General features: G+C 68.3%; 18 protein-coding genes. 9 read left to right on the forward strand and 9 right to left on the reverse strand.

What is annotated here, in order from left to right; genetic code table 11:
- Positions 1-10 precede the first annotated feature (10 nt).
- Positions 11-622 carry a carboxymuconolactone decarboxylase family protein gene (locus KW836_RS07380; RefSeq protein WP_218343288.1) on the forward strand — a complete coding sequence of 204 codons (612 nt, stop codon included), beginning with the start codon at positions 11-13 and terminating at the stop codon, positions 620-622.
- Complete coding sequence (locus KW836_RS07385; RefSeq protein WP_218342861.1) at positions 619-1,542, forward strand: amidohydrolase; 924 nt, start codon at positions 619-621, stop codon at positions 1,540-1,542. Before KW836_RS07380 ends, KW836_RS07385 begins: the two co-directional genes overlap by 4 nt.
- A gap of 22 nt (positions 1,543-1,564) precedes the next feature.
- Here KW836_RS07385 and KW836_RS07390 read toward each other — a convergent pair whose 3' ends face one another.
- The 8 genes from KW836_RS07390 to KW836_RS07425 all read right to left on the reverse strand — a co-directional run bounded on the left by KW836_RS07390 (position 1,565) and on the right by KW836_RS07425 (position 10,994).
- Positions 1,565-2,527 (reverse strand): LysR family transcriptional regulator, encoded by a 963-nt coding sequence (locus KW836_RS07390; RefSeq protein WP_175122457.1) that lies wholly within the window; start codon positions 2,525-2,527, stop codon positions 1,565-1,567.
- A gap of 69 nt (positions 2,528-2,596) precedes the next feature.
- Positions 2,597-3,571, reverse strand: a complete 975-nt coding sequence (locus KW836_RS07395; RefSeq protein WP_218342862.1) for a tripartite tricarboxylate transporter substrate binding protein — start codon at positions 3,569-3,571, stop codon at positions 2,597-2,599.
- 46 nt (positions 3,572-3,617) lie between these two features.
- Positions 3,618-5,981 (reverse strand): acyl-CoA dehydrogenase, encoded by a 2,364-nt coding sequence (locus tag KW836_RS07400; protein ID WP_218342863.1) that lies wholly within the window; start codon positions 5,979-5,981, stop codon positions 3,618-3,620.
- The gene (locus KW836_RS07405) at positions 5,978-7,201 is read right to left on the reverse strand and encodes a CaiB/BaiF CoA-transferase family protein (RefSeq protein WP_218342864.1); all 1,224 of its coding nucleotides are present in this window, start codon (positions 7,199-7,201) and stop codon (positions 5,978-5,980) included. The genes KW836_RS07400 and KW836_RS07405 overlap by 4 nt, the downstream gene beginning before the upstream one ends.
- A 10-nt stretch (positions 7,202-7,211) precedes the next feature.
- Complete coding sequence (locus tag KW836_RS07410) at positions 7,212-8,009, reverse strand: enoyl-CoA hydratase/isomerase family protein (RefSeq protein WP_218342865.1); 798 nt, start codon at positions 8,007-8,009, stop codon at positions 7,212-7,214.
- An 18-nt stretch (positions 8,010-8,027) separates the two neighbouring features.
- Entirely contained in the window at positions 8,028-9,248 is a 1,221-nt protein-coding gene (locus tag KW836_RS07415) for a CaiB/BaiF CoA-transferase family protein (protein WP_218342866.1), read from the reverse strand.
- 115 nt (positions 9,249-9,363) lie between these two features.
- Positions 9,364-9,528 (reverse strand): hypothetical protein, encoded by a 165-nt coding sequence (locus KW836_RS07420; RefSeq protein ID WP_175122021.1) that lies wholly within the window; start codon positions 9,526-9,528, stop codon positions 9,364-9,366.
- A 56-nt stretch (positions 9,529-9,584) separates the two neighbouring features.
- Positions 9,585-10,994, reverse strand: a complete 1,410-nt coding sequence (locus tag KW836_RS07425) for a hypothetical protein (protein WP_255595164.1) — start codon at positions 10,992-10,994, stop codon at positions 9,585-9,587.
- A gap of 231 nt (positions 10,995-11,225) precedes the next feature.
- Here KW836_RS07425 and KW836_RS07430 point away from each other — a divergent pair, with 231 nt between their 5' ends.
- The 7 genes from KW836_RS07430 to KW836_RS07460 all read left to right on the forward strand — a co-directional run bounded on the left by KW836_RS07430 (position 11,226) and on the right by KW836_RS07460 (position 17,796).
- Positions 11,226-11,657 carry a hypothetical protein gene (locus KW836_RS07430; RefSeq protein ID WP_218342867.1) on the forward strand — a complete coding sequence of 144 codons (432 nt, stop codon included), beginning with the start codon at positions 11,226-11,228 and terminating at the stop codon, positions 11,655-11,657.
- A 42-nt stretch (positions 11,658-11,699) separates the two neighbouring features.
- On the forward strand, positions 11,700-12,398 hold the full coding sequence (locus KW836_RS07435; protein ID WP_175122464.1) for a glutathione binding-like protein: 699 nt from the start codon (positions 11,700-11,702) through the stop codon (positions 12,396-12,398).
- 3 nt (positions 12,399-12,401) lie between these two features.
- Positions 12,402-13,328, forward strand: coding sequence for a LysR substrate-binding domain-containing protein (locus KW836_RS07440; RefSeq protein ID WP_175122465.1), 927 nt, complete (start codon positions 12,402-12,404; stop codon positions 13,326-13,328).
- A 77-nt stretch (positions 13,329-13,405) separates the two neighbouring features.
- Positions 13,406-14,821 (forward strand): FAD-dependent tricarballylate dehydrogenase TcuA, encoded by a 1,416-nt coding sequence (gene tcuA / locus KW836_RS07445; RefSeq protein ID WP_218342868.1) that lies wholly within the window; start codon positions 13,406-13,408, stop codon positions 14,819-14,821.
- Positions 14,808-16,043, forward strand: coding sequence for a tricarballylate utilization 4Fe-4S protein TcuB (tcuB, locus tag KW836_RS07450; protein WP_370632987.1), 1,236 nt, complete (start codon positions 14,808-14,810; stop codon positions 16,041-16,043). Before tcuA ends, tcuB begins: the two co-directional genes overlap by 14 nt.
- Before the next feature lie 74 nt (positions 16,044-16,117).
- Positions 16,118-17,095, forward strand: a complete 978-nt coding sequence (locus KW836_RS07455; protein ID WP_175137827.1) for a tripartite tricarboxylate transporter substrate binding protein — start codon at positions 16,118-16,120, stop codon at positions 17,093-17,095.
- Between the two features lie 116 nt (positions 17,096-17,211).
- Positions 17,212-17,796, forward strand: a complete 585-nt coding sequence (locus KW836_RS07460) for a WG repeat-containing protein (protein ID WP_218342869.1) — start codon at positions 17,212-17,214, stop codon at positions 17,794-17,796.
- Positions 17,797-17,839: 43 nt separating this feature from the next.
- Here the strand turns inward: KW836_RS07460 and KW836_RS07465 are convergent, their stop codons facing one another.
- A complete protein-coding gene (locus tag KW836_RS07465; protein ID WP_218342870.1) occupies positions 17,840-18,721 on the reverse strand; it encodes an EamA family transporter in 882 nt (293 codons plus the stop codon).
- Between the last annotated feature and the right edge of the window lie 8 nt (positions 18,722-18,729).

Below are 18,729 nucleotides of genomic sequence, written 5' to 3' on the forward strand. Positions count from 1 at the left end.
GAGGACGATGATGAGCCGTATCCCGCTACCCGATCCCGCCACCATGACCGACGCGCAGAAGGGCGTGTACGAGAAGATCGTCTCCGGTCCGCGCGGCCGCCTCGTCGGTCCCCTGCGCGCCGCGCTGCACAATCCTGATCTGGCCGATCGCTGGCAGGCGCTGGGGGCGCTGCTGCGCTTTGGCACCAGCCTGCCGCCCCGCGTCAGCGAGCTTGCCATCGTGGTGACGGCGCGCCGCTGGAACAGCCAGATCGAGTGGCATATCCATGCGCAAGCCGCCCGGGCCGCGGGCCTTTCGGATGCCGTGCTGGACGCGATCCGGGCCCGCGCGACTCCCGTATTCGACAACCGCGACGACGAAATCGTCTATGAGTTCGCGCGGCAGCTCCAGGAGACCGGGCAGGTCGAACCGGCCCTGTATGCGCAGGCGGTCGAGCGTTGGGCCGCCGTTGGCGTGGTGGAACTGACCGCTGTGATCGGCTACTACACGATGGTGTCCATGACGCTGAACGCGCACGAGATCCCGATGCCCGACGACGCGCCGCCGCCGCTGGATACACCGGCGCAGGATGGCGCGCCGGCGCTCAGCCGCCTGGCGCCGCTGGCCGGGAGCGCATCATGAGCGCCGCCGGCAATCCCAACCCCGGCGCGCAGGCGCGCGCCTACGTGCCGGACAGCGTGGAGGCGCCGCGCATGCCCGTGACACCCCGCCATACGCTGCCGGCGGGGGCGTGCGATACGCATTGCCACGTCTTCGGGCCCTACGAACGCTTTCCCTTGCAGCATCCGTCGTCCTACGCCGCGCCGGACGCGCCGGCCGAACGCTATCTGCGCATGCTGGACACGCTGGGCGCCGCGCGGGGCGTGCTGGTGCAACCGGCGCCCTACGGGACGAATCCGGACGCGTTGCTGGCCGCCGTGGCGCAGGGCGGAGAGCGCCTGCGCGGAATTGCCGTGGCGGATCCCACGGCCACCGATGCGCAATTGCAGGCCCTTTACGACGGCGGCGTGCGCGGCCTGCGCTTTGTCGAGGCGCGCGATCCGGCGGGCAACCTGTTTGCCGGCAGCGTGGGATTCGATCAGGTGGCGGCGCTTGCGCCGCGCATGAAGCGGTTCGGCCTGCACGCGCAGCTTTGGGCGCCGTGCGATACCTACCTGCGCCATCTGCCTGCACTGGCCAAGCTGGATCTGCCGCTGGTCATCGACCACCTGGGCAGCCTCGTGCCCGCGCGCGGCGCCGAGGACCCGGTGTTCCAGATGCTGCACGGCCTGCTGGCCGATGGGCGGATCTGGATGAAGCTGACCGTATGCCGGGTGGGCGCCGCGCCTGACTACGAAAACGCGCGCGGCATCCACGACGCCTTCACCCGCGCCAATCCGGACCAGGTGCTGTGGGGGTCGGACTGGCCCTTTGTGCGGATGGGCGCGGCGGCGCCGTCGGCCGATGCGCTGGTGGATCTGGCGCACGATTGGCTGGGCAACGACGCGTTGCGCAGGAAGGTTTGGGTGGATAACCCCGCGCGCCTGTACGGGTTCAGGTAAGCGCCCGCACGCCGGTCCGGGTTTACGGACTGGCGTGCCAGACGCCTTCGCCGCCGATCTCGCGCACCAGCGTCTGGATCTGGGAGGCCACCTCCATGACCGTGCGGCCCGGCCCCTTCGAGCGCGAGAACGCCATGGAGACGATGCGGCTCATCGTCGGATCGCGCAGCGCGGCAATGCTGAGGCGGCCTTCCTGCACCTCCTGCCATACCGCGTGCAGCGGCAGCACGGTGTACATCTTTTCGTGTTCGACGATGGACTTCATCAACGGCAGGGAGTCGGCCTCGATCAGCGGAGAGATGGCGATCTTGCGCGCCCGCGCCAGACCGTCCAGCGCGTTGCGCAAGCCGTTGGGCGCGCCCGGCAGGATGAAGGGCAGGCCATCGAGCTTGTCGAAGGTGATCTCGCCCGCCTGCGTGCGCGCGTCGCCCGCGGCGCCGACCAGGTACGAGTCCACGGAGGCCAGCGCCTGTTCGCCGGGCGGGCATTTGTCGCCGTAGCGGTAAAGAATGGCGATGTCCACGCGGCTGTCGGTCAGCCATTCCTCGATCTGGCCGCTGGAGCCTTCCAGGATCTTGAGATGCACCTTCGGGAATTGCTCGCGCAGCCGGGAAAACAGCCTGCGGATGAGCGGGTGCGCGGTTGAAGGCAACAGTCCCAGTGTGACCTCGCCGGCAGGCTCGCGCGCCTCGCCGTTCAGTTCCATTTCCAGGCGTTCGGCGTCGCCCAGCAGCGTCTGCACCAGCGGGAACAGGCGCTCGCCCACTTCGGACAGGTTCACGCCGCGCCCGGTGCGGTTGAAGAGCCGCGCATTGCACTCGCGCTCGAGCGCATTGATGCGGCGGCTCAGCACCGACTGGTCCTGGTCCAGGTACAGCGCCGCGCGCGTGATGCTGCCCAGTTCCGCGATGGCCAGGAAGGCCCGCCATTTATGAAGGTCGGCGGTCAGGTCCAGGCTCAGGCCCGTGGCTTTTGCTGATGGCATGGTCGATGGCGCAGGTCGGCAGTCGTGGGAATCGGCATAAGCGTACGGCAAAAGCGCACGGGCATGGCGTTATTGCAGGCCCAGCTTGCCGCGCTTGATGACCTCGCCCCACTTCTTCGATTCCGTCTCCATCAGCGTGCGGTAAGCGTCGGGCGTGGTCGCGACGGGGATGGCGCCCTGGTCGATCATCTTCTGCCGCAGGACCGGGTCGGCCAGGGATTTTGCGATCGCGTCGGACATCTTGTCGACGATGTCCTTGGGCGTGCCGGTGGGCGCGATGACGCCGTAGTTGGATTCCACGATGATGCCGGGAAAGCCAGCCTCCTTGGTGGTGGGTACGTCGGGCAGGCCCTCGAAGCGTTCCGGGCTGGCCACGGCCAGCGCGCGCAGTTTGCCCGCCTTGATGAAGCCCAGCGCGGCGGACGCGTCCCCGGGGAACATCTGCACCTCGTTGGACAGCAGCGCCGTGACTGCGGGCGCTGCGCCCTTGTAGGGCACGTGCATGATGTCGATGCCGGTCTGCTGCTTGAGCAGTTCGCCGCCCAGGTGCGGCGTCGTCACGTTGCCGGCCGAGCCGTAGTTGTACTTGCCGGGCTGCTTCTTGGCGCTGTCGACAAAAGCGGCCAGGGTGGTGTCCGGCAGCGACGGATTGACCATGATGACCTGCGGAATGCGCGCCACCAGCGACACGTATTGGATTTTGGACACGTCGTACGGCACCTTCATGACGTGAGGCAAACCGGTGATCGCGCCCGGCACGCCGAAGCCGAAGGTATTGCCGTCGGGCGTGGCGCGCACGGTGGCGTCGACACCGATGGTGCCGCTGGCGCCGGCCTTGTTCTCGATGACGATGGTTTGCCCGAGGCGCTCGCCCAGAGACGGCGCAAGCAGGCGCGCCAGGTTGTCCACCGAGCCGCCGGGCGGGTAGGGCACGATCAGCCGGATCGGCTGGCTTGGCCAGGGCTGGGCTGCGAGCGCGGCGGGCGCGGCGGCGACGCCGCCCAGGATCATTGCCGCCACCGTCAGTGCGGTTGCTTTCTTCATGTGTCTCTCTCCGGATGCGCCGGCTCGGGCCGGCGCGTTGTCGTTGTCAGGCGCCTTGCAGGCCCAGGACCTGCTTGGCGTAGATGTTGCGCTGGATCTCGTTGGTGCCGCTGAAGATGGTGGCCGCCAGGGCGTTGGTATAGGGCGCCAGCGCCTGCACGCCGCCGCCGCCATAGCTCAGGCGCATTGCCGCGCCGCCATATTCTTCGGCAATCTGGATCAGCAGGGCGCCCAGCCGCTCGTGGGTTTCGGTGGCCCAGATCTTCAGGAGCGACAGTTCCGGCGGAAGCGGAAGTCCGGCTTTGGCCATGTCCGCAAACACGCGGTACATCGCGGTCAGGTCGGCGCTGTCCAGCCGCAACTCGGCCAGCCGGTCGGCGAACGCCGGATCGGCCAGCAGGCCGCGCTGGCGCGCCAGACTGAAGATCTGTTGCAGGGCGTGGCTTGCGTGCTTGGGGCTGCCGCTGAACAGACGCTCGAAGCCGAGCAAGGCCTTGGCAATTCCCCAGCCCGCGTTGAGTTCGCCGACCACGTTGCCGCGCGGCACGCGGACCTGGTCGAAGAAGACCTCGCAGAACTCCTCGTGACCCGACAGCGTGCGGATCGGCCGGCGGCTGACGCCCGGGCTGTTCAGATCGACCAGCAGGAAACTGATGCCTGCCTGCTTCTTGACGGTCTTGTCGGTGCGCACCAGCATGAACATGTGCGTCGCGTCCTGCGCCAGCGTGGACCAGGTCTTCTGGCCGGTGACGACCAGTTCGTCGCCGTCGATCACCGCCTCGCAGCGCAGCGAGGCCAGATCCGATCCCGCGTCGGGTTCCGAGTAGCCCTGCGCCCACACCGCCTCGCCGGACAGGATGCCCGGCAGAAACCGCGCGCGCTGCGCGTCCGTGCCGTGGCGGATGAGGATGGGGCCCAGCATGACCAGGCCCTGGTCCGGCGCGCGCGCCACGCCGTAGCGTTCGGCTTCTTCGATGAACGCGATCTGCCGGGCGGGAGACAGGGCCATGCCGCCATGCTCGCGCGGCCACGACGGTGCGATCCAGCCCTGGCGCGACAAGGTGAAGTACCACGCCTTGATCTCATCCCAATGCAGCCGCCACGGCACGTGCCGCAGGTGATCTGGGTAATGCGTGCGGAAGAAGCGGCGCAGCAGCTTGCGGAACGCCGCTTCCGGCATGGCGTTCCAGTCTGCCTCGCGCGGGAACTCCATGGCGTCCAGGCCTGGCGTTGAGCCCTCCGGTGCGTCCTCTGCCGTATCGTCCGCCTCCGGCGCCGGGTCGGCTGCCAGCACGCCATAACGCTGACGATGCGCCGTGGCGTTGCCCAGCCAGGCGGCCAGGTGCAGGGCGCTGCGGAAGTACAGGCTGACGTCGCATTCGTCGGTGTAGCCGATGGCGCCGTGCAGCTGGATGGCCAGCCGCGCCGCATCGATGCCGGCGCGCGCTGCTCGGGCCTTGACCCGGCTGGCCGCCGCCTTGCGGGCCTTGACGTCGTCCGGCGCCGCGGCAATGGCGTTCAGTGCGTCCAGCAGACTGTTGGACGCCAGTTCGACCTGCAGGGTCGCGTCGACCAGGCGGTGCTGCAGCGCCTGGAATGACGAGAGCGTCTGGCCGAACTGCTTGCGCGTATTCAAGTAGGCGACCGAATCGGCCAGCACCTGCCGCGCGACGCCCACGAGTTCTGCGGATTGCATCAGGCGGCCGTAGTCCAGCGCCTCGTCAACGGCGTCCAGCACGCCCTCGCGCGCCAGCAACGCTTCGCTGCCAACCACCGCGGACTCGATCGTCAAATGGCAGGCCGGCGAGCCGTCCGCGCGTTCGTGCGTCTGCACCGCGACGCCGGGCGTGCCGGCCTGCAGATAGAACAGCGCAGACCCCGATTCGCCGTCGGCCGTGACGAGCCAGCCGTCCACGTCCGCGCCGGGGACGACGTGGCGCTTTTCGCCGTTCAGCACATAGGCGCCTTCGCGCGCGGTGACCGTGACGCCAAACGCCCCGGCGGATTCGCCGGCTTCGAGCTGTCCTTCGGTTTCCTGCCAGGCGAGGCCAACCCTTTTTTCACCGGCGCACAAGGCTTGCAGCAGCGCGTCTCGGACGGTGCCATCGCCCGCCGGATTGATGCGCGCCAGCAGCGCCGTGCTCAGCACACCCGCCCCGACAAGCGGTTCGGGCAACTGGGCGCGGCCCGCTTCTTCAAGCACGGCGGCCATCGCGTGCCAGCCCAGTCCCAAACCGCCCAGTGCTTCGGGCACGCTCATGCCCAGCCAGCCGACGGCGGCAATCTCCTGCCAGTACGCGCGCTCGCCGCCCGGGGTGCGGCGCTTGCGCTGCCGCTGGTCGCGGCGTTGCAGGAAGTCGCGCGCGCTGTCGCGGATTTCCTCGATCAGTTCGTGGTCGGCGGCGCTCATACGATGCCCTCGGCATGCAGGCGCTCGATCGCTTCGGCGGACAGGCCAAGTTCGGCGCGCAGGATGTCGGCCGTGTGCTCGCCCAGCATGGGCGGGGGCAGACCGGCGGCGATCGGCGTGGCGGAAAAGTGAATCGGGTTGCGGACGATCGGCATGCTGCCGAGCGCGGGATGCTCCACGCTGCCCAGCACCTGCCGATGGCGCACCTGCGGATCCTCGAACACTTGATCCATGGTGTAGATCGGGCCGCAGGGCACGTTGGCGGCCGCCAGGGCCTGGTTCCAGTCCGCGACGGTTCGCGCCAGCATCGCGGGCTCGATCAGCCGCGACAGATCGGCCTGCGCCGCCGCGCGCTTGGGATTCGTGTCAAAGCGTGGGTCGTCGGCGAGCGCGGGCAGACCGATGACCAGGCAGAAGCTGCGGAATTGCGAGTCGTTGCCCACGGCGACCATCAGGTGTCCGTCCCGGCATTCGAAGGCGCGGAACGGCGCGGTGATCTGCGAGGCCGAACCCATGCGGGCGGGCAGCTGACCGCTGGCCAGATAGTTCATGCCGATGTGCGAGATGGCCGCGATCTGCGCGTCCAGCAGCGCCAGGTCGATGTGCTGACCCACGCCGGAGATCTGGTCGCGATGCCGCAGCGCGGCAAGAATGGCCGACACCGCGTAGAAGCCCGCGGTCAGGTCGGAAACGGAATAACCCGCCTTGACCGGCCCGGCGCCCGGCTCGCCGTCCGGCACACCCGTCACGCTCATCAGCCCGCTCATGGACTGGAAGATCGGATCGTAGCCCGGCAGGTGGCTGTAGGGGCCGGTCTGGCCGAAGCCGGTGATGGAGCAATACACCAGCCGCGGGTTCAGGGCCGACAGCGAGGCGTAGTCCAGTCCGTAGCGCTTCAGGTCGCCCGCCTTGAAGTTTTCGATGACGATGTCGGCCTTCTGCGCAAGCTGGCGCACCAGCGCCTGGCCTTCGGGCCGCGAGATATCGAGCGTCACGGATTTCTTGCCGCGGTTCATCGCGACGAACGACGAGGTTTCCCGGCTGGGCTTGCCGTCGCGGTCCGGCATGGGATAGCCCTGGTGCCGCACGTCGTCGCCGCGGCCGGGGCGCTCCACCTTGATGACCTCGGCGCCGAAGTCGGCCAGCATCTGCGCGGCCCACGGTCCGGAAAAAACCCGGCTCAGGTCCAGGACCTTCACGCCTTCCAATGCACTGGTCATGTCGGCTCCCTTATTTGCCCTGGAACACCGGCGCGCGCTTTTCCAGGAACGCGCGGCGCGCTTCCTGCGCGTCCTCGGTCTTGGCGATGGCCGCCGTCATGTCCTGTTCGTAGCGGTAGCCGTCGCGCAGGCTCATGTCTTCGATGGCGTTGAGGGTCTGCTTGGCCAGCACGGTCGCCAGCGGACTCTTGGAGGCCAGCTCGCGCGCCAGTTCAATGGCGCTGTCCATCAACGCATCGGCGGGCACGGCGGCTTCGACGATGCCCAGGCGATAAAGCTCGTCGCCGTCGACGCGCAGGCCGGTCAGCATCATCCGGCGCAGGCGGGAGTGGCCGAAGAGCCTCATGCCATGGCGGCCCCCGCCCAGCAGCCCGACATTGATCTCCGGCAGTCCCACGACGGCGGTGGACGCGGCGATCAGGATGTCGCAAGAGGCCACGATGGCCAGCCCCGCACCCAGCGCCGCGCCGTTGATCGCGCCCACCACGGGCTTGGCGCATTCACGGATGGCATGAAAGCACTCCCGCGTGCGGCGTGAATGCTGCGGCAGGTCGCCCGGCCCCTTGATCGTCTCGCCGCGGCTCTTCAGGTCGGCGCCGGCGCAGAAGATCTTGCCCTGGCCCGACAGCACCACCGCCCGCACCTCGGGCGTCTCCGAAATGCGGTCCAACACCCACGACAGCTCGTTCATCATGTCGGTGCTGAGCGCGTTCACGGGCGGATTGGCCAGCAGGATGGTGGCGACCCCGTCGGCGATCGTGACGTCCAGCGCGCGGTAGGGTCCAGCCAGGTTCTCCGGCATGCTCATGTCTCTCTCCTTTTTTGTTCAGATGATCTTGCGGTCGCGGTAATCCTGGATCTGTTCGGCGGACAGGCCCAGCTCCGCCAACACGTCGGCGGTGTGCTGGCCCAGCAGCGGCGGCGCGGCGTCGGCGCGCAGCGCGGCGCTGCCAAAGCGCAGCGGGTTCATCACCTGCGGCACCGACCCCGCGGCCGGATGCGGCAGCCGACGCAGCATGGCGCGATGCACGACCTGCGGGTCTTCGAAGACTTCGGGAACCGTATTGATGGAGCCCGCCGGTACGCCGGCCTTTTTCAGCGCCGCCAGCCAGTGGGCGCGCGGCTGGGTGACGAAAATGGCGTCCAGGATCGGGTCCAGGGTGTCCTGATTGCGCACGCGCTGGCTGTTGGTGATGTAACGCGGGTCCTGCGCCAGCTCGGGCCGGCCCAGCATGTCGCACAGCGTGGCGAACTGCCCGTCGTTGCCCACCACGATCACGATGTCGCCATCGGCGCACGCGAAGGTGCGCTGCGGCTGGATGTTGGGATGCGCGGTGCCGGTGCGGCGCGGCACCTTGTTGCCCAACAGGAAGTTCATTGCCTGGTTGGCCAGCAGGCCCACCTGCACGTCCAGCATCGCGACGTCGATGTATTCGCCCTGGCCGGTCTGTGCGCGGCGCAGCAGCGCGGCCACGATGCCCAGCGCGGCATACACGCCGGTGGTCAGGTCCACGATCGGCACTCCGACCTTCTGGGGACCGCCGCCGGGCTTGTCGTCCCGTTCGCCGGTGACGCTCATCAGGCCGCCCATGGCCTGGATCAGGAAGTCGTAGGCGGGTTCGGCGGCGCGTGGCCCGGTCTGCCCGAATCCGGTGACAGAGCAGTACACCAGCCGCGGATTGATCTTGGAGAGCGTGTCGTAATCCAGCCCCATGCGCGCCAGCGTGCCGACCTTGTAGTTCTCCAGCACCACGTCCGCATCGCGGCACAGTTCCTTGACGAGCGCCTGGCCTTCCGGCGTCTGCAGGTCCAGCGTGATGGAGCGCTTGCCGCGGTTGGTGGCAATGAAGTAGGCGCCGTCCTTGGTGTCCTGGCCTTCTTCGTCCTTCAGGAACGGGGGGCCCCAGGAGCGCGTGTCGTCGCCCTGGCCCGGCCGCTCGACCTTGATGACGTCAGCGCCCAGGTCGGCCAGGATCTGGCTGGCCCAGGGACCGGCCAGGATGCGGCTCAGGTCCAGCACTTTGAGATTCGATAACAGCGGCTGCAAAGCCTTCTCCTTGACTGCGGTATGTGCAGGCAGTCTAGGAGTTGGCGGGCGCTGCGGGAGGGGCCCGCGAGCGCAAAGCTGTTATGCGGATTGAGGCCGTCGTCGTGCGTCGGCGTCAGCGTCCCGTGTTGGGATAGTCAGGCCCGGCGTCGTTGAACCCGCCAGAGCTGTACGGATTTGCCGCGCCGGGGTGCGGCGGTCCGCCGGGGCCGGCGCCGCAACCGGCCAGGAGCAGGGTGGCGGCAAGAAGAGAAAGCAGGCGCTTCAGGGAGGATGTCATGGAGGTCTCCTGCGTCTGCCCCTCAGCAGGCGCGTGGCTTGCAGCGTATGCGCGGATTATAGGCCCGCAGTCTTCGCCTTGATCCGGGGTTTTGCGCAACGCGCGCGATACGCGTTCACCGGGTCGGAATCCGCGGGATGAAAGTACGGGTGCGGGTAGCCTGCTTCGCGCAGCGCCGCGTGCAGGCGAACGCCCCACACGCATTCGCGCTGCGCTTCGTCCCACAGCCGCGCCGCCAGGTCTTTTTGTCCGCTGCGCCACAGCGCCAGGCCGTAATCGGCCGCGATTTCTTCGTCGCGCGGTAGGTCGCGGTAGGCAAGGCGCATCAGGCGCAGGCCTTCGTCGGTCTGGCCGCGCAGGGCCAGAATCCAGCCCAGCGTGCCCTGGTTGTACGGACGCGGGCCGACGCGCGCCAGCGAGCGTCGGGCCTGTTCCTCCGCTTGCGGCAGGTAGTCGGGAAAGTCCGCCAGGAAGTAGGCCGTGTTGTTCGCCAGGTCCGTTGCGTCGGCGGCGTGCCTTTTCGATTGCCGGGCCTGCAAGACGTTCGAATCCTCCAGCACCAGATCGGGCATGCCGAGCAGGCGCTCCACTTCAAGCCGCTTGCGCCGGTCGGCGTCGTCAACCGGCTTGAACATGTCCGGAAACGGCCGTTGCCGGGTCTGCAGCAGCCAATGGCGCGCCAGATCGGTTTGGCCAGCGGCCAGCAGCAGCCGCGCCAGGTCCAGCTTCTGCTCGGCGCTGCGGGTGCAGCGCATGGCGCCGATCAGCGCGCGGGCGCCGTCTGCGTCGTGCTGCGCGAACTTGCGGTTGACGGCGTCCAGCTCCGCAAAGCACTTGCTGTCGCGCGTGACGTCCGCATCGATATGCAGCGACACCGAACCCGCCGGCACGTCGTGGCTGAAGTAGGCCGTCGCGCCCTGCCGGGTGGTGTAGCCCAGGTCCACCCATTGTTCGCCCCAGCGCTGGGGCATGGTCATGATGTACGGCCAGGCCGGCAAGGGCTCGGTGCTGCCGCCGCGCTGCAACTGGAAGAAGTGCCCCCAAGGCCCGTCGCCGATGCGGCGGATCAGGGTGAAGTCGTCTTCCGTATGCGGCAGCGAGGTCCGGATCAGCGCCGTGCGGCCTTCGGCGTCAGTGACGCCATGCAGGATGCCATCGCCGGAAGGGGTATCGAGAATCTCGTCGTTCGAGCCGGTTACGAAGACGCGGTACGGCGTATGCGGCGCGGGGGCGGGGCCATTGCCATCCATCAGCGTCAACGTCAGGCTGCGCGTGCGGCTTGGGGTGTCTGACACCTGCGCGGCCGCCGTGCCTGCCGGAGCCGCCGCATGCGCGGCCGCCGCGGCCAGTCCCAGCACGGCCGCCAGGCATGACGCCGAGGCCGATGCGAACCAGGCGGGGCGCGATGCGGCGTCGGGAAGTGCGGGTGAGGCGGATTGTCCGGAACGTTGCTGCGGGTGCTTCATGGGGACTGCCAGTGGCGCCGGGCGCGGCGAGCTGCCACGGCGGTAGGGGAGAAGGCCTGCCTAAGCAGGGCGCTGCGACGCAAGCGCGAGCCGGATTGTGCATCACAAACCGAATGCGTAGCGGGCCGCGGGATCCGATGCGCGTGGCGGCTTCGCGCCGCTGACAGCCCCGCGCCCGCGTCAACGTGTGGCATCCTCGCGCCTTCGCCTTAGCCTTTCCTGCCGTGCCCCATGTCCAAACTCATTCTGCGTGCCCTGGACCTGTCCATCCTGTCCTTTGCCGCCGCGCTTTTCGGCGCGTGCCTGACGTCCGTGCTGCAGACCGGTGACCTCGGCTGGGTGGTCCCCGACGCGCCGTACATGTTCTCGGCGCGCGATTTCTACGCCCAGGCGGTCCTGGCCGGCCTGGCTGGTGTGCTGATGCTGGTCGTGGCCGAGCGCCCGGCCGAGCTGCGCCAGTCATCCTCCTGGGGCCTCGTGGCGACGTTTGCGGCCGCGCTGCTCGTCCTGTACCTCGCGCCGCCTTCCCCGCAAGTGTTCGGCAACACCTGGGCCCCCGGCGAGGCCACACGCGAGCTGTTTCTGGCGCAATGGCGCCTGGTCCTGCCCATTGCCGTCGCGGCGACCGCGCTGCGGTGGGGTTTGCGCCGGCTTTTGCGCTAGGATTGTCGTCACCCAACCCCGCCTCCCCCGGAGATACCCTGCATGTCCTCCCTAGACGCCTTTGCCATCACCAAGAAGTGGCCCGCCCAGCATCCCGACCGCATCCAGCTCTATTCGCTGCCGACGCCCAACGGCGTGAAGGCGTCGATCATGCTCGAGGAAACCGGTCTGCCCTATGAAGTCCACCGGGTCGCCTTCGATACCAAGGACCAGTTCACGCCCGAGTTCCTGTCGCTCAGCCCGAACAACAAGATCCCGGCCATCCTCGACCCGAACGGGCCGGACGGCAAGCCGCTGGGCCTGTTCGAGTCCGGCGCGATCCTGGTCTACCTGGCCAGCAAGGCCGGCCAGTTCATCCCGGCGGACACGGCGGGTCGCTTCGAGACGCTGCAATGGGTGATGTTCCAGATGGGCGGCATCGGACCGATGTTTGGGCAACTGGGCTTTTTCCATCGGTTCGCGGGCAAGGACTATGAAGACAAGCGCCCGCGCGACCGTTATGTGGACGAGTCCAAGCGCCTGCTCGCCGTGCTGGACCAGCGCCTGGAAGGGCGCGACTGGGTGATGGGCGACCAGTACACCATCGCCGACATCGCCATCTTCCCGTGGGTGCGCAACCTGGTGGGCTTCTATGACGCCGGCGACCTCGTCGGCTTTTCTTCGTTCAAGAACGTCGCGCGCGTGCTGGACGCGTTCGTGGCGCGGCCCGCGGTCGCCAAGGGTCTGACCATTCCGGGCTGACCGATGGAACTGCGCCAGCTCCGTTACTTCGTGCGCGTGGTCGAGGCCGGCAGCATCGGCCGGGCGGCCATGTCGATCGGCATGGTCACGTCGGCGCTCAGCCAGCAGATCAGCCGTCTCGAAGGCGAACTGTCCACGCGGCTGTTGCAGCGCAGCGCCAGCGGCGTGGTGCCTACGGACGCGGGGCTGGCGTTTTTCCGGCAGGCGCAGCTGGCCCTGCGCCACGCCGACGACGCCGTCCAGGCTGCGCAACAGGCCCGGCTGGCCGGGCACGTCAGCGTCGGCCTGCCGTCCACGACGGCGGCGGTGCTGGGCGCGCCCTTCCTGCAGGCCATGAATGCGCGTTACCCCGACATCCGGCTGCATCTGGTCGAAGCGCTGTCCGGGCACCTGACCGACATGCTCAACGGCCGCCTGCTGGATCTGGCCATCGTGTTCCATGCCGAATCGGCGCGCCGCTGGAGCGTGATGCCGCTGCTGGACGAGCCCCTGTTTCTCTTTGCCCGGCCCGGCATGCCCGGCGTGCCGGCTGGTGACACGACGCGGCTGGAGGCCATTGCCGACCTGCCGCTGGTGCTGCCCAGCGGCCGCCACGGCCTGCGGGCGCTGGTCAACAACGCCTTCCAGCAACTGGGACGCACGCCCCGGGTGGTGGCCGAGGTCGATGGCCTGTCCCTGCTGATGGACGTGGTGCAGCAGGGCGGCGCGGCGACGATCCAGCCCAGTTCGGCCACCGCGCGCATCGCGCCCGGCCAGTTGCAGATGGCGCGCATCGACGATGCCCACCTGTTCCGCTCCAACCTGCTGGCCAGCCTGTCGGACGAAGAACTGTCACCCGCGGCGCTGGCGGCCCGACTGGTCATGGCCGACGTGTCCCGCACCCTGGCCCGCGAAGGCAAATGGGCGGTGGTTGCTCTTCACGAATCGTGAACACCCGTTGACGCCTGCCTGATATCGCAGCGGCGCGCCGCTGCGTAGAGTCTGCCCCTTGAATTGGGGAAGATGGCATGGTTGACGTCTTGGTGATTGGTGGGGGCAATGCGGCGCTGTGCGCGGCCCTGATGGCGCGCGAAGCCGGCGCCAGCGTGCTGCTGCTGGAAGCGGCGCCAAAGGAATGGCGGGGCGGGAATTCCCAGCACACGCGCAATCTGCGCTGCATGCACGATGCGCCGCAGGACGTGCTGATCGACGCGTATCCCGAGGAAGAATACTGGCAGGACCTGCTCAAGGTGACGGGCGGGCTGACCAACGAACACCTGGCGCGGCTGGTCATCCGCGAGTCCTCCACCTGTCGCGACTGGATGCGCCGCCACGGCGTGAACTTCCAGCCGCCGCTGTCGGGCGCGCTGCACGTGGCGCGCACCAACGCGTTCTTCATGGGCGGCGGCAAGGCGCTGGTCAATGCCTATTACCGCAGCGCCGAAGCGCTGGGTGTGCAGATCCGCTACAACGCGCCGGTCGATTCGCTGGACCTGGACAACGGCCGCTTCGTGGCCGCGCGCATTGGCGACGAGCGCATCGAGGCCCGCGCCTGTGTGCTGGCCGCAGGCGGCTTTGAGTCCAACCGCGAATGGCTGCGCGAAGCCTGGGGTCAGAACGAGCGCGGCGAATGGCCGGCCGACAACTTTTTGATCCGCGGCACGCGCTTCAACATGGGCGTGCTGCTGAAATTCATGCTGGATGCCGGCGCCGACGGCATCGGCGACCCGTCCCAATCGCATTGCGTGGCCATCGACGCTCGCGCGCCGCTGTACGACGGCGGCATTTGCACCCGCATCGATTGCGTATCGCTGGGCGTCGTCGTCAACCGCGACGCTGAGCGCTTCTACGACGAGGGCGAGGACTTCTGGCCCAAGCGCTACGCCATCTGGGGGCGTCTGACCGCCATGCAGCCCGGCCAGATCGCGTATTCCATCATCGACGCCAAGGCGATCGGCCGCTTCATGCCGCCGGTGTTTCCGGGCGTGAAGGCCGATACGTTGCCCGAACTGGCGGAGAAGCTGGGGCTGAATGCGGCCACCTTCGAGAAGACGGTCGGGGACTACAACGCGGCCTGCCGTGTGGGCAAGTTCGACCACACCGCGCTGGACGACTGCCATACCGAAGGCCTGACGCCCGCCAAGACGCACTGGGCGCGGCCCATCGACACCGCGCCGTTCTACGGCTATGCGCTGCGTCCCGGCATCACCTTTACCTATCTGGGCCTGAAGGTGGACGACACCGCCGCGGTCCGTTTCAACGACCAGCCCAGCGACAACCTTTTTGTCGCGGGCGAAATGATGGCCGGCAACGTGCTGGGCAAGGGATACACGGCAGGCGTGGGCATGTCCATCGGCACGGCCTTCGGCCGCATTGCCGGCACCCGCGCCGCTGCCGCGGCGCTGGGCCAGAACCCTGCGGGAGCACACCGTGAAGCAGCTTGAAGCCCTGGCCCGCGAGGCGCAGTCCTTTTCCACCAGCCAGTCCGGACATATCCCGACTCCGGCGCCCGCCGAGCAGCCCGTGCATTTTCATGCAAGGGGCGCCAAGCCGCTGACGGAATCGCTGACCGATGACGAGACCGAAGTGGCGCGCGTCATGCAGATCTGCAACGCCTGCCGCTACTGCGAGGGTTTCTGCGCGGTGTTTCCCGCCATGACGCGCCGCCTGGAATTCGGCAAGGCCGACCTGAACTACCTGGCCAACCTGTGCCATAACTGCGGCGCCTGTCTGCACGCGTGCCAGTACGCGCCGCCGCACGAGTTCGCCGTCAACGTGCCGCAGGCCATGGCCAAGGTGCGGATGCAGACCTACACCGACTATGCGTGGCCCGCGGCGCTGGGCACGCTGTACAAGCGCAATGGCCTCGCGCTGTCGCTGGCCACGGCCGCCGGACTGGCGCTGTTCCTGGTGCTGGCGGTGGTGATGGCGGGGGGCCTGTTCCACGAGCCGATGGCAGGCAATTTCTACGCCGTGTTCCCGCACAACACGCTGGCGCTGATGTTTGGCGTGGTGTTCGGCTTTTCGATGCTGGCGCTGGCGGTGGGCGTGACGCGGTTCTGGCGCAACGTCAGCCCGGGGGCGGCATCCGGCGCAGCGGTGGCCGAGGCGGCGCACGACGCGCTGCGCCTGCGCTATCTGGACGGCGGCCACGGCAAGGGTTGCAACAACGCCGACGACGCCTTCACGCTGTGGCGCCGGCGGTTTCACCACTTCACGTTCTACGGCTTCATGCTGTGTTTCGCAGCCACGTGTGTCGCCACGCTTTACCACTATCTGCTGGACCAGCAGGCGCCGTATCCGATTCTGAGCGCGCCGGTGCTGCTGGGCACCGCGGGCGGCATTGGCCTCTTGATCGGGCCAGCCGGCTTGCTGTGGCTGAATGTCAAGCGCCATCCCCTGCAGGGCGACGCGGTGCAGAAACCGATGGACCGGGGGTTCATCGTGCTGTTGTTCCTGACCAGCGCGACGGGCCTGGCGCTCTTGGCCGGCCGCGACGGCAGCGCGATGGCGCTGCTGCTGGCGATCCATCTTGGCGTCGTGATGGCGTTGTTCCTGACCTTGCCCTACGGCAAGTTCGCCCATGGCATCTACCGCTCGGCCGCGCTCTTGAAGTGGTCCATCGAAAAACGCCAGCCCAACAAGCTGCAGCTCGGTTCGGACTGACCGGACCGGCCTTATCGCCGGCCTGACGGCGCCCGCTCGAGGCGCCGCAGCCGGCCACAACCCTGGAGACTCCCATGTTCCGCACTCGTTTGCTGGCGCGCTGCGCGCTGGCCGCCTGTCTGACCCCGGCCCTGCCGGCGGCGCACGCCCAGACCTTTCCCGCCAAGCCGATCACGCTGGCCGTCCCGCATTCGGCGGGTGGGACGTCCGACATCCTGGCCCGCACCGTGGCGGCCGAAGCCGCCAAGACGCTCGGCCAGACGATCGTGATCGACAACAAGGGCGGCGCCAACGGCACCATCGCCGCCAAGCAGGTGGCTTCGGCCGCGCCGGACGGCTACACGTTGCTGCTGGCCACCGCCAGCACGCACGGCATCAACCCGTCGCTGTACTCGCGCATTTCGTACGACGCGGTCAAGGACTTCACGCCCGTCACGCTGCTGGCCACCGTGCCGAACGTGCTGGTCGTCGGTCCCAACGTCAAGGCCAAGAACGTGCAGGAGCTGATCGCGTTCATCCGTTCGCAGGGCGACAAGACCAACATGGGCTCGGCGGGCGCCGGCACGCCGGGACACCTGGCGGGCGAGATGTTCAAGAGCGAAGCCAAGCTGGAGTTCACGCACGTGCCGTACAAGGGCGGCAGCCCCGCGATCACGGACTTGATCGGCGGCCAGATCGACTTCATGTTCACCACCATTCCGGGCGTCCTGCCACACGTTAAGGCGGGCACGCTGCGCGCATTGGCCGTGACGTCGCCCGAGCGTTCGTCCGCGATGCCCGACGTGCCGACGATGGCCGAATCCGGCTTGCCTGGCTTCCAGGCGGTGTCCTGGCACGGCATCGTTGCGCCGGCCGGTACGCCGGACGCGGTGGTGGCCAAGCTGAATCAGGCGTTGACCGGCGCGCTGGCCTCGCCCGAGGTCAAGCAGCGCCTGCTGGAAGAGGGCGCGCGCGCCTCCAGCGTGAACACCGCCGAATTCGGCAAGTTCATCCAGACCGAGATCGCGGCGTGGGCGAAGGCGGTCAAGGACTCTGGCGCCACGGCGAATTGAGGCGGCAGGCGGTCGCGCGGCTTCTCTCAGCCTTTGAGGATTTCTGAAGACCGACGGGATTTGCCGGGCATCAGACGGGCGGATGAGCGCGAATCCGCCATGCTAGGATGCCCCGCATGCTGATTGCCGCCTTGCTTACCTCGCTGGCCCTGACCTCGGGCCCTGCCATTGAATACGACCTTCCGTGCTTCTTTGCGGACAAGGAAGCGGAAGGCTCCCTCGAACACGTCCAGCACTGCGCCCGCGCCACAAACGGTGGCGTCGAGTTCCGTCCCGCCGTCATGGCGCGCATGGATTTCAGCAAGGATGGCCTGTCACCCGCAACGGCCAATGGCTCGTGGCACTGGGTGCGGCCCGACGGACGCGCCGTCCCCGTGGTCACGTTCGATAACGGCGCCGACGATTTCGAGGAAGGCCTGACGCGCGGACCGTGGGCGGGCGGCATGGCCTACTACGACAGGCAACTCAACCGCGTGCTGGCCACGCCTTACGACTGGGTCGACCGCTTCGAGGGCGGTCTCGCCGCGGTGTGCAAGGGTTGCCGCATCGAACGCACGCGCGACGGCGAACACAGTTACGCCACGGGCGGAGAATGGGGCGCCATCGACCGCGAAGGGCGGCTGGCGCTGCCCATGCGGCCGGATGCGATGTCGTTGCGGGCAGAGATGGAGGCGGCGCGCGGGGCGCCTCACCCGCAATAAATCTGCCGTACAGGGTGGGGGCCGCGCGTTACAAATATGAGGCTCAGCGCGCGGCCCGCGGCGCTACCGCTGGCACGGTTTGACGTTGCGCGCGCTGGCTTAGCCAGACGCTGCCCACCACCACCCCCATGCCTGCCAATTGCAGCGGCGACAGGCTTTGGCCCAGGATCGCCCGCCCCAGCACCGTGGCGGACAGCGGACTCAGAAAGCCCAGCGACGACACCGCAGCGGGTTCCAGCCGCGCCACCCCGCGGAACCACAGCACATAGGTCAGCGCCGCGCCGATCAGTCCCAGCCAAGCCAGGCCCATGACGTTGACCAGCGTGAACGTCGGCAGCGGCGCCTCGGCCAGCAGCGCTGCGGGCACGAGCAGGATGCCGCCCGACGTCAATTGCCACGACGTGAAGGTCAGCGCGGACACAGGCGGTTGCCACCGGCGGCTCAGCACGGTGCCCAGCGCCATGGATGCCGCGCTGCCCAACCCGGCTGCAACGCCGACGGGGTCCAGCGCAGCCTTGGGCGTCAGCACCAGCAGCGCCACGCCAGCCAGGCCCGTCAACGCCGCCACCACGGACAGCCCGCGCACCGGAGCGCCCAGCAGCAACCGGGCCAGCGCGATCACAACCAGCGGCTGGATCGCACCGAGCGTGGCCGCCACCCCGCCCGGCAGGCGGTACGCGGCGACAAACAGCAACGCCCAGAACACCGAGAAATTCAGCGCCCCAAGCACGAACACGCGCAGCCACCAGATGCCGTGCGGCAGCGCACGGACCCACAACATCAGCAGGATGCCCGCGGGCAGGGCGCGCAGCATGGCGACCGTCAGCGGATAGCCCGGCGGCAGCATCAGCGTGGTGACGACGTAGGTGCTGCCCCAGATCGTGGGGGCGAGCGCGGTCAGGAGGAGGTCGGTGTTGCGGGACATTAATCAAA

The sequence above is a fragment of the Achromobacter sp. ACM05 genome (genome assembly GCF_019218915.1).
GTDB classification, from domain to species: domain Bacteria; phylum Pseudomonadota; class Gammaproteobacteria; order Burkholderiales; family Burkholderiaceae_B; genus Achromobacter; species Achromobacter animicus.

Coding starts and splice junctions, on each gene's coding strand:
- KW836_RS07465 (WP_218342870.1), bottom strand. CDS start 18,721: ATGTCCCGCAACACCGACCTCCTCCTGACCGCGCTCGCCCCCACGATC.
- KW836_RS07440 (WP_175122465.1), top strand. CDS start 12,402: ATGGAACTGCGCCAGCTCCGTTACTTCGTGCGCGTGGTCGAGGCCGGC.
- KW836_RS07380 (WP_218343288.1), top strand. CDS start 11: ATGAGCCGTATCCCGCTACCCGATCCCGCCACCATGACCGACGCGCAG.
- KW836_RS07385 (WP_218342861.1), top strand. CDS start 619: ATGAGCGCCGCCGGCAATCCCAACCCCGGCGCGCAGGCGCGCGCCTAC.
- KW836_RS07410 (WP_218342865.1), bottom strand. CDS start 8,009: ATGAGCATGCCGGAGAACCTGGCTGGACCCTACCGCGCGCTGGACGTC.
- KW836_RS07420 (WP_175122021.1), bottom strand. CDS start 9,528: ATGACATCCTCCCTGAAGCGCCTGCTTTCTCTTCTTGCCGCCACCCTG.
- KW836_RS07395 (WP_218342862.1), bottom strand. CDS start 3,571: ATGAAGAAAGCAACCGCACTGACGGTGGCGGCAATGATCCTGGGCGGC.
- KW836_RS07425 (WP_255595164.1), bottom strand. CDS start 10,994: ATGAAGCACCCGCAGCAACGTTCCGGACAATCCGCCTCACCCGCACTT.
- KW836_RS07430 (WP_218342867.1), top strand. CDS start 11,226: ATGTCCAAACTCATTCTGCGTGCCCTGGACCTGTCCATCCTGTCCTTT.
- KW836_RS07435 (WP_175122464.1), top strand. CDS start 11,700: ATGTCCTCCCTAGACGCCTTTGCCATCACCAAGAAGTGGCCCGCCCAG.
- KW836_RS07390 (WP_175122457.1), bottom strand. CDS start 2,527: ATGCCATCAGCAAAAGCCACGGGCCTGAGCCTGGACCTGACCGCCGAC.
- KW836_RS07405 (WP_218342864.1), bottom strand. CDS start 7,201: ATGACCAGTGCATTGGAAGGCGTGAAGGTCCTGGACCTGAGCCGGGTT.
- KW836_RS07460 (WP_218342869.1), top strand. CDS start 17,212: ATGCTGATTGCCGCCTTGCTTACCTCGCTGGCCCTGACCTCGGGCCCT.
- tcuA (WP_218342868.1), top strand. CDS start 13,406: ATGGTTGACGTCTTGGTGATTGGTGGGGGCAATGCGGCGCTGTGCGCG.
- KW836_RS07400 (WP_218342863.1), bottom strand. CDS start 5,981: ATGAGCGCCGCCGACCACGAACTGATCGAGGAAATCCGCGACAGCGCG.
- KW836_RS07455 (WP_175137827.1), top strand. CDS start 16,118: ATGTTCCGCACTCGTTTGCTGGCGCGCTGCGCGCTGGCCGCCTGTCTG.